Below are 13645 nucleotides of genomic sequence, written 5' to 3'. Positions count from 1 at the left end.
CACCCCCTGGGGTCAGCTCGGGGGTCTGCTTTCACAAAAAGCCCGCCGTTGCCCGCTTTTTGCGGGTTCCCGGCGGGGATATTTACGGATTTCAGGAGGAACATTATGCCAAGAGAAAAAATCAAGTTTGCGCTACGGATCTCACCTGAGACTCAGCAGCTCGTCAAAGAGATGTGTCCGCGGGACAACTGCCGCACACAAAACGAGTTCATCGAGAGGGCCATCCGGTTCTATGCCGGATACGTCTCCGGTCAGGAGGCCACCGCCTACCTGCCACCCGCGCTGGCCTCCGTCCTGCGGGGCACTGTGCAGGACACGGAGAACCGCATCTGCCGTCTGCTCTTCAAGCTGGCGGTGGAACTGGACATGGTGATGAATGTGCTGGCGGCGGGGATGGAGATCAGCGACGACGCGCTCCGCAGTCTCCGTGGCCGGTGCGTCCAGAACGTGAAGAAGACCAGCGGCAGCATCACGCTGGACAAGGCGGTGGAGTACCAGCGGGGCGGCGTGTGACAGAAAGGCAGTGACGATCCATGCCCCGGATCATATTCAAGTGTCCCTACATCAAACCGGGGACAGAGAGAGCCGCCGCCCACCTGAACAACTACGTCCGCTACGTCGCTACCCGTGACGGTACGGATCTCCTCAAGCCGGACAAGGCAGGCCAGCCTGCCACGAAGAAGCAGCGGGCCATGGTGGAGCGGCTCCTCCGGGACTTCCCCATGTGCCGCGGGATGTTCGAGTACGAGGACTACCAGTCCTCCCCCACCCGCGCCGCCGCCTCGGAGTTTATCACCAGAGCCATCGAGGACAACTACGACCAGATCGCCAAGCGTGAGAACTACGTCAGCTACATTGCCCAGCGCCCTCGTGCGGAGCGGCTCGGCGCGCATGGTCTGTTCAACGGCACAGGCGATGCGCTGGAGCTGTCCAGGATCGCGGAGGAGGTGGCGAACCACCCCGGCAACGTGTGGCTGCCCATCATCTCCCTGCGCCGGGAGGACGCCGCCCGCCTTGGCTACGACAACGCCAGACAGTGGCAGGCCCTCCTCTCCACCTACGCTCCGCAGATCGCGGACGCTATGAATATCCCATGGGAGCAGTTCCGCTGGTACGCCTCCTACCACGACGAGGGGTCGCATCCACACGTCCACATGGTCTGCTACAGCGCGGACGGGCGCTCCGGCTTTCTGGATAAGGAGGGCATCGCCAGGATCAAGTCCGGACTGGCAAAAAATATTTTCCGCCAGGAGCTGACGGAGATCTACCGGCAGCAGACCCAGCGGCGGGATGATCTGGTGCGGCAGTCCGGCGAGGTCATGAAGGAGCTGATCCGGCAGATGCTCTCCGGTACGCTGGAGAATCCCCGCATCGAGCAGCTCATGGGAGAGCTGGCTCAGCGGCTGAAAAGCACCTCCGGCAGAAAACAGTACGGCTACCTCAAGGCGCCGCTGAAGGCTGTGGTGGACGAGATCGTGGACGAGCTGGCAAAGGACTCCCGTGTCTCCTCCGCCTATGACCTGTGGTACCAATTGCGGGAAGAAGTGCTGCGGACGTATCAGGATGACCTTCCAGACCGGCTCCCTCTCTCCCGGCAGACGGAGTTCAAGCGGATCAAGAATGTGGTGGTAGAGGAGGCGGCGCGGCTTGGTGAGCACACCGAGGTGTTCACGCCGGCGGATATCCAGGAGCCACCCCAGGCCGGCGAGGACGCCGGCCCCGAGCCGGAAGCGGAGTCGGAAGGTTCGGATGTGCCGGAGGAGGCCAGCGAAGCGCCACCCGCCGTGGTGTGGAGTGATAGATACAAGCGGGCGCGGTCTTTTTTGTACGGGGATGACGATACGCCCCAGGATCACGAGCAAGCCTGCCGTCTCTTCATGGAGGAAGCCCTCGGCGGCAACGCCTTGGCCATGCATGACCTGGGCAGACTGCTTGCGGTCGGCGCAGGCGTGGAGGCTGACGCGGAGCAGTCCCATGCGTGGTACGCCAAGGCACTCTCCGCCTTCCAGACCGTGGAGCGGCAGCGCCCCAACCGCTATGTGGAGTACCGCATCGGTAAGATGTACGCCGGGGGGCTTGGGACAGAGCAGGATGACACTGCGGCGGCGAAGTGGTTCTCCCAGGCGGCAGCGCGGGGCTACCAGTACGCCCAATACTCTCTCGCTGGGCTCTACAGCCGGGGCAAGGGTGTGCCGCAGGATGATGGAAAGGCGCTGGAGCTGTACACACTCGCTGCGGCGCAGGGGTTCCCCTACGCCGCCTGGGAGCTGGGAAAGCGATACCGTGACGGGATCGGCTGTGCGGCGGACGGGCGGCAGGCCGCCCGGTATTTCTCCGCGGCCTATGACGGATTCCGGACGCTGGCAGATCAGCGCCCCGATGACCGGCTCCAATACCGCATCGGCTGGATGCTACTCCATGGCGTAGGGACAGAGCGGGATGAGACCGCCGCGCTGGAGTGGCTGGAGAAGTCCGCTGAACTGAAAAACACCTATGCGGAGTATCAGATGGCAAAGCACATCCTCGCAGATCCCTCTGCCAAGCCGGAGCAGACTCGTCAGGTGGTGGGCTGGCTGACCCATGCGGCGGAGGCCGGACTGGACTGCGCTCAGTACGCCCTTGGAAGGCTGTACCGTGACGGCGGGCCGGTGGCGCAGGACATGACCCAGGCGGTGATCTGGTTCTCCCAGGCAGCCGAGCGGGGCAATCAGTACGCCATGTACGCCCTGGGCAAGCTGCGTCTGGAGGCAGACGATCCCGCCGCCGCCCGGCGCTGGTTCCAACAGTCCGCTGATCTGGGAAACCAGTTCGCGCAGTACCGGCTGGGCAAGCTGCTGTTGTGCGGCGATGGCGTGGCAAAGGATACAGCGGGCGCTGTCCGCTGGCTGACGGAGTCTGCGGAGCAGGGAAACCAGTACGCCCAGTATGCCCTCGGAAAGCTGTACCTGCTGGGCAAGGATATTCCCCAGGACAGGGAATCCGCCGTCCGCTGGTTCACACTGGCGGCGGAACAGGGCAATGAGTACGCCCGATATTTTCTCGACCACATGGACGACTCTCCCTCTCTCTTCGCCAGCGCCACCCGGCTCCTCCACCACATGGGCCGCATCTTCCAGGAGCAGGCCCCGCCTCCCAGCGGTGGGATCTCCTTTGTGGACAGCAAGCTGAGGAGAAAGATCAGAGAGAAGAAGATCGCCATGGGCCACAAGCCCGACGACCATGAGGAACAAGGTATCGAACTGAAATAATGACACTTTATTTTTATAGCCGCCTGTGATATACTAACGGCGAGGTGATTTCCAATGACGATGCAGCAGAAGCGTGTCGCGGCGGTCAAAACAGCGGACGCTATCAATGCGATAGAGGGTGTGCCGGTTTCTGAGTATGCCCGAGAATTATCTTACCGCTGGGCAAGAGGGGAACTGGGCGATGATGATATGCTGTCCGCTCTTTTGGAATCTCACAAAAAGTTAGCGGAGCAGGTGCGGCGGAATGGCTGATCCATATCTCTATGAGGGCAGTACCGTTCTGCGAAACAAACTGGATATTCTGGATGAAAAGACTCTCGACCTGGTGGAGGCGGAACAGTCTCGGGCCAAGATGATGGTCCTCTACAAAAGAGGGTTCCAGAATTTTTCTCCAGCGGGTCTGTGTGAGATACACAAGTTCCTGTTTGGTGGAGTCTACTCATGGGCCGGGCAGTATCGGATCATCAATATCGAAAAGAGAGAACGCCTGTTGGGTGGGCGGAGCGTGTGGTATAGCAATGACGAGAATATCCCGCAGGACTTGGAATCGGCGTTTCAGTCGATTCACTTACTCAAGTGGAAGGATTTTTCTCGGGACGCCTTTGTCCACTACCTTGCGCAATGCTTTCCAAGGCTTTGGCAGATCCATCCGTTCCGTGAAGGAAACACCAGAACAGTCGTTATGATGTTGACCTTCTTTGCAGAACAGCATGGCTACTATATGGACCAGGAGCTGATGGCGGAAAGTGCCGGATACGTCCGGGACGCCTTTGTCATGGCCAGCTTGGAACAATACGCAGAACGGGAGCATCTGGAGAGAATCCTGCTGGACGCTGTCTGTGATGAACCGATCCTCTATGATGAAGACTCTCTAAAATCAATTGAATCGGCGCAACGGCGGCGAGAGCGATATCAGAAGTATAAAAATGAGGACTATGTCCCCCAGCCGCACTACAAACGAGAAAACTGAACATATGAAATGCAAACTCAGGGCGCCCTATGGCGCTCTGAGTTTTTTTGTCAAGGAGGTGAAGAAAGTGCCCTATATCCATTTTACTGAGGAACAAAAGCTCCGGGCCAGCGAGACGGATCTGCTCGACGACCATGAGGAGCCGGTCCAGCAGCTCCGATGACCGCCGCTCCAGAGGATCTCCAAAAGTCTCGCATGGGGGCGCGGCCTCTTGTGCGAAAGGGCTCTCCCGTGTATAATGTTCAAAAGAGATTCTTACAGGAGGCCACCACATGGAGCTGAACTTTTCAAGTGACTTTGACTCCGCCAAGCGTCTGGACGAGATCATGAACTCCTATTCCGGGCGGGATCGTGGTTCCATCCTGGCGGATGAACACTCTCTGGCGGTGACGCTCTTCCTGCTGGAGTATGGAAAGATCACGGTCACGGAACACATCTATCCCTACGACAGCGACATCCAGAGCGACAGCGAGATGATGGAGGTCTACTCGGAGCTGGCGCGGGAAACCCGCTGGAAGCGGTTTGCTCACACAGAGATCGAAAGAATACGCGCCAACGCCCTCCGCCAGATGCGGCAGGAGGGGAAGCCGTCCTATGACGGAGAGTTCATGTGCTGGCGGGAAGGCCGGGTCTTTGCCCACTGCGGCAACATCAACCTGCCACAGCTTCTGCTCTACCTTGCCGGTCACGAGCAGGCGGAACGGTTCTATCTTTTCACCTACCCGTACTGGACGGAGGATCACACAGCGAAATACTACCGCTTCGACCTGTCCGAAACCGCTATCAAGGGCGCGGGGATCTACCGTGAATCCATCTGGGAGAAGTTACAGCAGGCGTCCGCAGCCAGCGTTGTCTTCCCTACGTTCCCCCAGCAGGAGGATGATCCGGCGTCCCCGTCATAAGAATATCAAAACCAATCAGAGCCAGAGCGCCACAGACACGGCGCTCTGGCTTTTTGCGTTTATCAGGAGGTGAAGAAAATGCCCTATATCCATTTTACCGAGGAGCAGAAGCTCCGGGCCAGCGAGGTGGATCTGGTGGAGTTCCTCCGCCATCAGGGGGAGAAGCTGATCCGCTCCGGGCTGGAGTACCGTCTGGCCAGTGATCACAGCATCACCATCCAGGGCAATGAGTGGTACGATCATGCCATAAAGGAAGGCGGCGGCCCCATCTCCTTCGTCCAGCAGTTCTATAACCTCTCCTACCCAGAGGCCATCACCTGTCTGCTGGGCGGGGAACAGGGAATCGTCTACGCTTCCGCCCAAAAGCAGAAAGAAAAACCCAAAAAGGAATTTGCCCTGCCCTCTGCCGGTCAGGAGATGCGGCGGATGTACGCCTATCTGCTCAAGCACCGATTCCTGGACCGGAACGTGGTCAATGCCTTTGTCCGGGCGGGACTGCTGTATGAGAGCTGTGAGAAATTCAAGGACAGAGAGTATCACAACGCCGTCTTCGTCGGTAAGGATGAAAACGGCGTCCCGCGCCACGCCCACAAGCGCAGCCTCAACAGCCTCGGCAAAACCTTCCGCATCAACGTGGAGGGCAGCGATCCCCGGTGCAGCTTCCACTACACCGGGACCAGCAACCGCCTCTATGTCTTCGAAGCGCCCATTGACCTGATGTCCTTCCTCTCCCGCTACCCCCGAGGCTGGCAGGAACACAGCTTTGTGGCCCTGTGTGGGACCGCGGAACACGCCATGCTCTGGATGCTGGAGCAGAACCCCGGCCTTCGCACCGTCTGCCTCTGCTTGGATCACGACGAGGCGGGCATCGAGGCCAGCGGGCGGCTGGCGGAGATCCTCCATGAACACGGCTATGACGATGTGGGGATGCTCCAGTCCGAACACAAGGACTGGAACGAGGATCTCAAGGCCCGGCGTGGTCTCCCTGCTCAGGAGGCGGAGGAGCATCCCCAGCTTATTGCCGCTTCGGAGGTCTGCGGCAGGATCGGAGTCTACATGGAGGAGTGTGTCATTCCAGAACGGGTAGGCCGGGAGCTGACAAATGCGCTCTGCGGATATGAGATGAATCTCCGCAGGGACTACCCGGAGGGAGCCATGACCTGCATCGAGCTGGCCTCGGCGCTGGCTCTGTACGCCTATGGCCGGGGGCTGCGTCAGCTGGGTGAACCACATAGCAGTGAGGAACTGTTGGAGCAACTGCGGAGCTGTATCCATCCCCACCAGAATCGGAGCAGCCTGAACAGCCGCACCGCTGTGTTGGCGGAACAGGCTCATGCTGTTTTGAAGCTGGCCTCCAAGCCTGGCATCCGCAGTGAGGCGGAAAAACGACAGCTGACGGAAGGCTGGCTGGAGCTGGCGCTGTCCTGCGCAAAGATATCCGTCAAGTATGAGGCGGACGTTTTGAAACAGCAGCAGAAACAGGAACAAGCGGCATTACAACAAGAGATGGGGTGAATTTATGACGCCGCAGACGATCATGTTAATTTTACTGGCGGGCGGGATGCTTCTGCTCATCGCCGCCGCCACGCACTTCTCCGGAAGTGGGAATCTGGACAACATCAAGTCCAAGACGGTTGGCGACGGCCAGCATGGAACCGCCCGCTGGGCCAACAGGAAGGAGATCCAGCAGACCTACCGGCACATCCCCTTCCATGTGAGCGAGTGGCGCTCCGGCAAGAATCTGCCTAAAGCACAGGGGCTGGTGCTGGGCTGTGTCGGGAAGAAGAACGCCGTCACCGCCCTGGTGGACACGGATGACATCCACTGCCTGATGATCGGCGCGTCCGGTGTGGGCAAAACGGCGTTCTTTCTGTACCCCAATATGGAGTACGCCTGCGCCAGCGGGATGAGCTTCCTGGCCCTTGATACAAAAGGGGATTTGGCCCGGAACTATGGCGCTGTGGCCTTGCAGCACTACGGCTACAAGGTGGCGGTGATCGACCTGCGCAATCCCACCAGGTCAGACGGGTACAACCTCCTCACGCTCATCAACCGCTACATGGACATCTGCCGGGAACAGCCGTCCAATCTGGCGGCGAGAGCCAAGGCGGAGAAATACGCCAAAATTCTGGCGAAAACTATCATAAACCCGGAGGGAGACGCCTCAAACTACGGGCAGAACGCATTTTTTTACGATGCCGCTGAGGGACTGCTCACAGCGGTAGTCCTCCTGCTGGCGGAATATCTGCCGCCCACAGAGGAAGCTCCCCAGGAGCGGCGGCACATCGTCAGCGTGTTCAAGCTGGTGCAGGATCTGCTGGCGCCCAGCAAGACCGCCAAAGGCAAGAATGGCTTTCAGGTCATGATGGACACACTTCCCGACACGCACAAGGCCCGGTGGTTCGCTGGCGCCGCACTCAACTCGGCGGAGCAGGCCATGGCCTCGGTCATGTCCACGGTGCTGTCCAGGCTGAATGCTTTCCTGGACTCCGAGCTGGAGCAGGTGCTGTGCTTCGACAGTGCCATTGACGCGGAAGCTTTTGCCTCCCAGAAGTCCGCCATCTTCCTTGTTCTGCCGGAAGAAGACCCCAGCAAGAACTTCATGGCCGGCCTGATGATCCAGACGCTGTCCCGTGAGCTGTTCTCTGTGGCGGACGAGAACGGCGGCAAGCTGCCCAACCGGGTGGTGCTGTTCTGCGATGAGCTGGGCACCATGCCCGCCTTCGACATCCTGCCTCTGTTCAGCGCCGGCCGCTCCCGCAAGCTGACCCTGGTGCCTATCATCCAGAGCCTTGCCCAGTTGGAGAAGAACTACGGCAAGGAGGGCGCGGAGATCATAGTAGACAATACACAGGACACGATCTTCGGCGGCTTCGCCCCCAACTCTCAGACCGCCGAGGTGCTGTCCAAGGCCCTGGGCAGCCGCACCGTCATGAGCGGATCGGTGAGCAAGGGCGGTGGGAAAGACAGTGCCAGCCGCTCCCTCCAGATGATGGAGCGGCCTCTCATGACGCCGGATGAGCTGAAGTCCATCCCAAAGGGCCAGTTTGTAGTGATGAAGACGGGGACGCACCCCATGCAGACACGGCTCAGGCTCTTCCTGGACTGGGGCATCTCCTTCGGTGATCCGTATCTGCTGCCGGAGCGGGCCGCACGCACCGTGGCCTATGCCAACAAGCAGGAGCTGGAGCAGGCGATCTTCCGCTGTCACCACGCACAGCCAGCGGAGAGCGATACCCCTCCCGCTCCCCCGGTTCCTCCGAAAACTCCAACTGCCAGAGGCGGCGCGTCCTACGCCCAGGCCAGACGCACCAGGCGGGAGCCTCCTCCCCCCGTGGTCGTTCGCACAGATGGGGGGCAGGAGTAGTCTATGGGATACTTCGAGAAGATCTATCAATCCGATCTGAACCACCGAGCAAGGGCTGTGTATATGTACCTGAAGGACCACGCCGACAACGAGGGCAAGTGCTGGCCGGGGATACGCACGATCTCCGCCGAGCTGCGGCTGTCCCGCTCTACCGTCAAGCGGGCCTTGGACGATCTGTGCAGGGCGGAGCTAATCTCCAAGGAGCGGCGCTTTCGTGAGAATGGAAGCCTCAGCTCAAATTTGTACCGGCTGATGTAGCGTGACAAAATTTAAGTTCTCCGCCAGGGGGTCATTGCGCCCTGGCGGAGAACCGAGGGTAGGTCCACTGTGAACCAACCAGAAGGACCCACTCTAAGGGAGAGTTAAAGACAGAGAAAATGACAAAAACGCTCTAACGGTCGTTAGGATAGACACTGCTCTGGCAGAAAGCCAAGCAAAGCAGACAAGGATCTGACAGAACTGTAAGCCGTACATACCCCAAAATCCCGCAGCCATGAAATCACCTCCCCATGGGGCGATTTTACGGCATCAGGCCGTGTTGCTGCTACCAACTATTCCGCAACTATGGGTTGCAAGCTGTGTTTTAGCCCATTTTTCTAGCAAAAAATAGTTTTATATCCACTCTAAGTAATCATCTGTTTGGAAGGGCCTGCGCCAGAACACTTCATTGGCCTGTGCCTTCAACACTAACGTCTTACGCTCTTTCAGCACGCTCCTGTCTAACCTGCTAATATAATAGGCAGCACCAATTTGACAGTCAGATCCATCATAGTCCTCATTCAGCAAAAATTCAAACAGCAAATCTGCCAAGCCTCCATCGCTCTGAAACTGCGCGAAGTAAAGATCAATTTGCAGATGAAAGTTTTGGTTGCACGATTGAATCAAGTATTCCTTTAATTTGTCACTGTCCCATTCTCCGTCATAAAACGGGGTCTCCTTTTTTAGTTCATCCCATGAATTATATCGCATAATTACTCTCCCTATATATGTACCTCAATACCCCCGGCGTTTCAAATCTGCCGCCAGCTTTACATAGAACTCCCGTACATCGAAGCCCCGGATGTTCTCCCGGTTCAGATCCACCACATCCCCGTGGGAGATCCCCCGCTTCTTGGGGCTCCAGGAGGGTGAACCGCCAGCCAGAGAAGCTGGAGCAGGACGGTGGCCGTAGCGGTCACGAAGAACAGCCATAGCAGCTCACAGCCCTCCGCCAACCGCTGGATGCGCTTAGTGGGGCCGGACTTCGGAATAGGCCAGAGATTCACCCAAAGGAACGCCGCCGCCAGAGGAAGAAACAGCCACCCGGCACCAGAAACTGACCATTCTGCGTACAGAAGCCAGACCAGCGGCAGGGCATTCGCCGCCGCCGTCAGCAATAGGCAGTAGACGATCCGCCGGACATACTTCATAAAACCGCCTCCTGTTCAACAGCGCCCGCCGGCGCTTCTCTGCGTTTATAGTAGACCCTGCCAACGGGGTTGTCAAGGCAAGAGGCTGGGTGGTTCTTTTCTGAAAGCTGATTGAAGTGGGAGAAGGAAGATGGTATAATCAAAGCAAGAAATTTGAAAGGCTTGATTTAGTCATGAAAATTTGGGGGCATTATGAGTCGGTCAAAATACAGGGCAGTCAAAGAACAGCAGAAGTATATGTTCCAACCTTATTAAATTATGGAACGTTACCTTTCTTCTTTTTCATAGTACCATTTGCTATCATACATTCTAGTGGGGAAGGCCTTGAAGGAATGAAATCACCGCTTTTTTTGCTGTTTACTTTGGCTCCTTTCGGTCTTAGCTTTATGTCCATATATGCAATTATTAAAATAAAACGTAATCTAAAGCGTATATTGAATGGTGAATTGATTATAAGAACTGGGGAATTGTATATCGTTAGCAGCAGGTTATATGGTGTTCGAGATAACTCATGTTATTACCGATTTGCTATCCGCAACCATTCAACTAAAAATGGCTACCCTGAAGTAATCTACGAAATGCCCCAAAAACTCTATAAAAAGTTTTGCGTTCAAGGAGGAAATCGATCTGTTTCTCATGCCTATTTCGTAGAATTTGCGGTTTTACCACCAGAAGGTTCATCTGAATTCAGGCTCTGGAACGCGTCCAGCAAATTAAGGAAAGGGGCACAAAGTTCCTCGCGTGAAAATATCGAGCACTATGCGAAACTGCCGATATCATGCGCAGAGGTGGTGGAGATTTTTTATATACGAGAGTTATCATATATCTGCAAAACAGATAATGATTTACTTTTTTCCCGTGTGTAACAGAAATAAAATCCAAGTGCATCAGAAACAGGATATGAAGGGCTGAACTCGCCATGGAAACTGTCAAACGCGGCTATATGCCGAAAGATACCGTCGAATTTGGCCTCAAGGCTGCGGCCAAGCTGGCCGCCACTCAGGAGCTGGCAATAAAAAGTATCTGGTTCGAGTTTTTAGAGTCTCAAGATTCAACAGACCGTTTCGACAGCAATTCGGATGTCGTTTTTGAGTTGAACGATGGGAGCAGATGGGGTGCCACCTTCTTCACCTACCAGAACATTGAAACGCTGAGAAAGAAAAATCAGCGGTCTGGTGAATGCCTAAACGGTTCTTACTTTTGTGCAGAGGCAATGATCTTGGTATCTGAAATGTCGGAAGAAGTCATAGGGGCTGTTCTCCAAGAGATGTTATCATCAGGTGAGATTGAAATGTACTGCCATAGGCTCCATGAAACAAATTGCTAAAATAGACCTAACATTTGTATAAAGGATTGAGGCAATCGTGGAAACTGTCAAACGCGGTTATGTGCCGAAAGATACAACCGAATTTGGCCCCAAGGCCGCAGACAAGCTGAACGCCGCCGCCCAGGAGCTGGCGTTCCTGCTGGACCGGGGATACGACACCAAATCCGCCTCCACCTTCGTGGGCAACCACCACCTGCTCTCGGAGCGCCAGCGGCTGGCCCTGGCCCGGATTACCTCTCCCCGCGCCGCTCTGGAGGAGCGGGAACGGAAGCGGCTCCGGGAGGCCCCGGAGGCCCTGGTGCTGGACGGCTTCAACACCATCATCACCCTGGAGGTGGCCCTGTCCGGCTCTCTGCTTCTGGAGGGAATGGACAGCACCATCCGGGATCTGGCCGGGCTGCGGGGGAGCTACCGCATCGTGGACAAGACGGTGCGGGCCGTGGAGCTTCTGCTGGCCCGGCTGGAGGCCCTGGGTGTCAGAGAGGCCCTGTTCTACTTGGATCAGCAGGTGTCCAATTCCGGACGCCTCCGGGCGCTGCTGCTGGACAAGGCGGCGGAGCGGGGCGTCCGGGTCCAAGTGAAGCTGCACCCCAGCGTGGACGGCGTTCTCTCACGCCTGGAGAACGTAGTCACCACAGACGCCATCATCATGGACAAGTGTGGTAGCTGGTATAACCTGAACCGGGAGCTGATTGAGGAGGCCGTCCCGGAGGCGTGGGTCCTGCGGCTGGAGCCATCATACATCTGAAATTTCTGTTAGGCTTTTTGTCAAGGGCAGGTGCGCAAACCCGTTACCCTTGCGCCCGGCCCTCGTTCCGGCTCCCGTCTGTGCCGGTTTGTCATACGCTTTCCATGAAAAATGGTGGAAAAATGGCGGCTGTTGTGGTAGACTAAATACAGATGCAGGAGGTGGTTTTGTTATGATAACGATTGAAAATTGCTTGCCCCCTATCATGGGATGGGTCTGTTTTGCGATAATAGCTATATTGCTCGAAAATTTATGCTCCTGCTATTTTCCTTTCTTGTTATCATCGAAATTTTATTATCGGGTTCGGAACAAAAAACTGCAAAGTATTTTGATTTCTCCCCGGCGTACCAGATCAAAAGATTCTGAAACAGCACCAGAGGATCGAAATAAACTTCCGCTTTTAGGATGTATTTATTGTGTAGTCATCTTCCCTTGGCTTTTCTGCGAGATTGTAATTCTGCTTATAGTTCTTGCGCTTGTGCTTTTGGAGTCGGATTTTCTTTATTCACCGTTTGTGACAAATCTAATATCTATTTGTGAGTTTCTATTTGTAAATGAATGTTTTTGGATATTCATTGCAGGAATGCCCTTACTTTACATGATAGATTATTCCCTTGGCCTACGCCGTTGGCAGAAGCATCAGAAACGATGAAGCCGGTGTCGCCCATGCGTACCTCGGTCACGCAGGCTGAGTGATGAGTGATGGCGGTGTTTAAGGAGAACAATAAGCATGAGCGAGTTTTATAAACTAAAGTATTATGTTATCGAGGCGTTTTACGAGTACATTATTGCAGAAAACTTTACAATAAGGCAATCTGTGGATAGATGCTTATATGAGTTTGGAAAACAAATATCCGAAGGTGGCTTGGATGCATTGGCTGTATATAGCACTCTTTTTTACAGGGCGGCTTTCCATTCAGCCGATGAGTTGAGGTTCTTTAGAAAGCATATAAATAAATTGAATTGCCTATTCTCTTCTGAACTGTGTCATGTTCTTTCTGGGGATGAACTCGAAGAATTGACGTATGAGATAGACCTAATTAACCAACGGCTCAAGTAGGAGATTTTTAGATGAAATCATTCAAATATGTCCTTATCCCAACGTTTCCTTTGAAATGAAAAGAAATGGTGAAATAGCGGTAGAAAAATGATAGCTGTTGTAATAAACTGGATAATAACGAAGGATGACGTTTTTTGATTGTGGAAACGGTTCAGTCCAATTCGGAGGTTAGTTGCGATGGATTTAGAGACCTGCATAGGGATTCTCATAAGTTGGCCTTTTTTTGCAATCCCAACGATACTATTGGAACGGCTTTGTTCTTGCTATTTTCCTTTTTTACTATCAGCGAAATTTTATTATCGAGTTCGGAGCAAAAAACTACGAGGCATTTTAATCTCTCCTCGACGTACCAGGTCAAAAGATTCTGAAACAGCACCAGAGGATCGAAATAAACTTCCACTTTTAGGGTGTGTATATTGCATAGTAGTGTTCCTGTGGCTTTTAAGCGAATTGATAATTGTGCTTTTGTTTTTAATCCTTAATATAAGCAAGTCCAATTTTGTCCTTTCCCCATTTATGAATATCCTAAAGGATATATCAGCTTGTCGAAAAAGTCTGCCTACCGGCAGACTTTTTCATGTAAAGATGATAAAATAGGGAATAAGGGGTGAGGA

Annotated in this window: 15 protein-coding genes; 13 read left to right on the top strand and 2 right to left on the bottom strand. The window is 55.1% G+C overall.

Translation table 11 applies throughout. The features are described from left to right. Positions 1-105 precede the first annotated feature (105 nt). The 8 genes from NFS22_RS19985 (at position 106) to NFS22_RS19950 (ending at position 8745) form a co-directional block, all read left to right on the top strand. Positions 106-513 (top strand): hypothetical protein, encoded by a 408-nt coding sequence (locus tag NFS22_RS19985; protein ID WP_023348693.1) that lies wholly within the window; start codon positions 106-108, stop codon positions 511-513. A 20-nt stretch (positions 514-533) separates the two neighbouring features. After that, the gene (gene mobP3, locus NFS22_RS19980) at positions 534-3248 is read left to right on the top strand and encodes a MobP3 family relaxase (RefSeq protein ID WP_251319476.1); all 2715 of its coding nucleotides are present in this window, start codon (positions 534-536) and stop codon (positions 3246-3248) included. Between the two features lie 54 nt (positions 3249-3302). Beyond that, positions 3303-3500, top strand: a complete 198-nt coding sequence (locus tag NFS22_RS19975) for an antitoxin VbhA family protein (RefSeq protein ID WP_160233605.1) — start codon at positions 3303-3305, stop codon at positions 3498-3500. Further along, on the top strand, positions 3493-4218 hold the full coding sequence (locus NFS22_RS19970) for a Fic/DOC family protein (protein WP_251319475.1): 726 nt from the start codon (positions 3493-3495) through the stop codon (positions 4216-4218). Before NFS22_RS19975 ends, NFS22_RS19970 begins: the two co-directional genes overlap by 8 nt. 272 nt (positions 4219-4490) lie before the next feature. Continuing rightward, on the top strand, positions 4491-5120 hold the full coding sequence (locus NFS22_RS19965) for a hypothetical protein (RefSeq protein ID WP_251319474.1): 630 nt from the start codon (positions 4491-4493) through the stop codon (positions 5118-5120). A gap of 78 nt (positions 5121-5198) precedes the next feature. Beyond that, a complete protein-coding gene (locus tag NFS22_RS19960) occupies positions 5199-6635 on the top strand; it encodes a DUF3991 and toprim domain-containing protein (protein ID WP_251319473.1) in 1437 nt (478 codons plus the stop codon). A gap of 4 nt (positions 6636-6639) precedes the next feature. Next, a complete protein-coding gene (locus NFS22_RS19955) occupies positions 6640-8487 on the top strand; it encodes a type IV secretory system conjugative DNA transfer family protein (protein WP_420908894.1) in 1848 nt (615 codons plus the stop codon). 3 nt (positions 8488-8490) lie between these two features. After that, positions 8491-8745: a helix-turn-helix domain-containing protein gene (locus tag NFS22_RS19950; RefSeq protein ID WP_251319472.1), complete on the top strand. Its 255-nt coding sequence runs from the start codon at positions 8491-8493 to the stop codon at positions 8743-8745. Positions 8746-9099: 354 nt separating this feature from the next. Here NFS22_RS19950 and NFS22_RS19945 read toward each other — a convergent pair whose 3' ends face one another. Both NFS22_RS19945 and NFS22_RS19940 read right to left on the bottom strand, forming a co-directional pair. Then, positions 9100-9456: a hypothetical protein gene (locus NFS22_RS19945; protein ID WP_251319471.1), complete on the bottom strand. Its 357-nt coding sequence runs from the start codon at positions 9454-9456 to the stop codon at positions 9100-9102. 104 nt (positions 9457-9560) lie between these two features. Next, positions 9561-9896, bottom strand: a complete 336-nt coding sequence (locus NFS22_RS19940) for a hypothetical protein (protein WP_251319489.1) — start codon at positions 9894-9896, stop codon at positions 9561-9563. Positions 9897-10012: 116 nt separating this feature from the next. Between NFS22_RS19940 and NFS22_RS19935 the strand changes: the two genes are divergently transcribed. The 5 genes from NFS22_RS19935 to NFS22_RS19915 all read left to right on the top strand — a co-directional run bounded on the left by NFS22_RS19935 (position 10013) and on the right by NFS22_RS19915 (position 13031). After that, complete coding sequence (locus NFS22_RS19935) at positions 10013-10762, top strand: hypothetical protein (RefSeq protein WP_251319470.1); 750 nt, start codon at positions 10013-10015, stop codon at positions 10760-10762. Positions 10763-10815: 53 nt separating this feature from the next. Then, a complete protein-coding gene (locus NFS22_RS19930) occupies positions 10816-11223 on the top strand; it encodes a hypothetical protein (protein WP_251319469.1) in 408 nt (135 codons plus the stop codon). 37 nt (positions 11224-11260) lie between these two features. Further along, positions 11261-11971 carry a DUF434 domain-containing protein gene (locus tag NFS22_RS19925; protein ID WP_251319468.1) on the top strand — a complete coding sequence of 237 codons (711 nt, stop codon included), beginning with the start codon at positions 11261-11263 and terminating at the stop codon, positions 11969-11971. 172 nt (positions 11972-12143) lie between these two features. Next, complete coding sequence (locus NFS22_RS19920) at positions 12144-12623, top strand: hypothetical protein (protein ID WP_251319467.1); 480 nt, start codon at positions 12144-12146, stop codon at positions 12621-12623. A gap of 78 nt (positions 12624-12701) precedes the next feature. Further along, on the top strand, positions 12702-13031 hold the full coding sequence (locus tag NFS22_RS19915; RefSeq protein WP_251319466.1) for a hypothetical protein: 330 nt from the start codon (positions 12702-12704) through the stop codon (positions 13029-13031). The last annotated feature ends 614 nt before the right edge of the window (positions 13032-13645 follow it).

The organism is Flintibacter muris (assembly GCF_943192995.1).
GTDB lineage: Bacteria > Bacillota > Clostridia > Oscillospirales > Oscillospiraceae > Lawsonibacter > Lawsonibacter muris.
The sequence above is the reverse complement of the archived record's forward strand: the minus strand, read 5'-3'. Positions and strand labels throughout refer to the sequence as shown.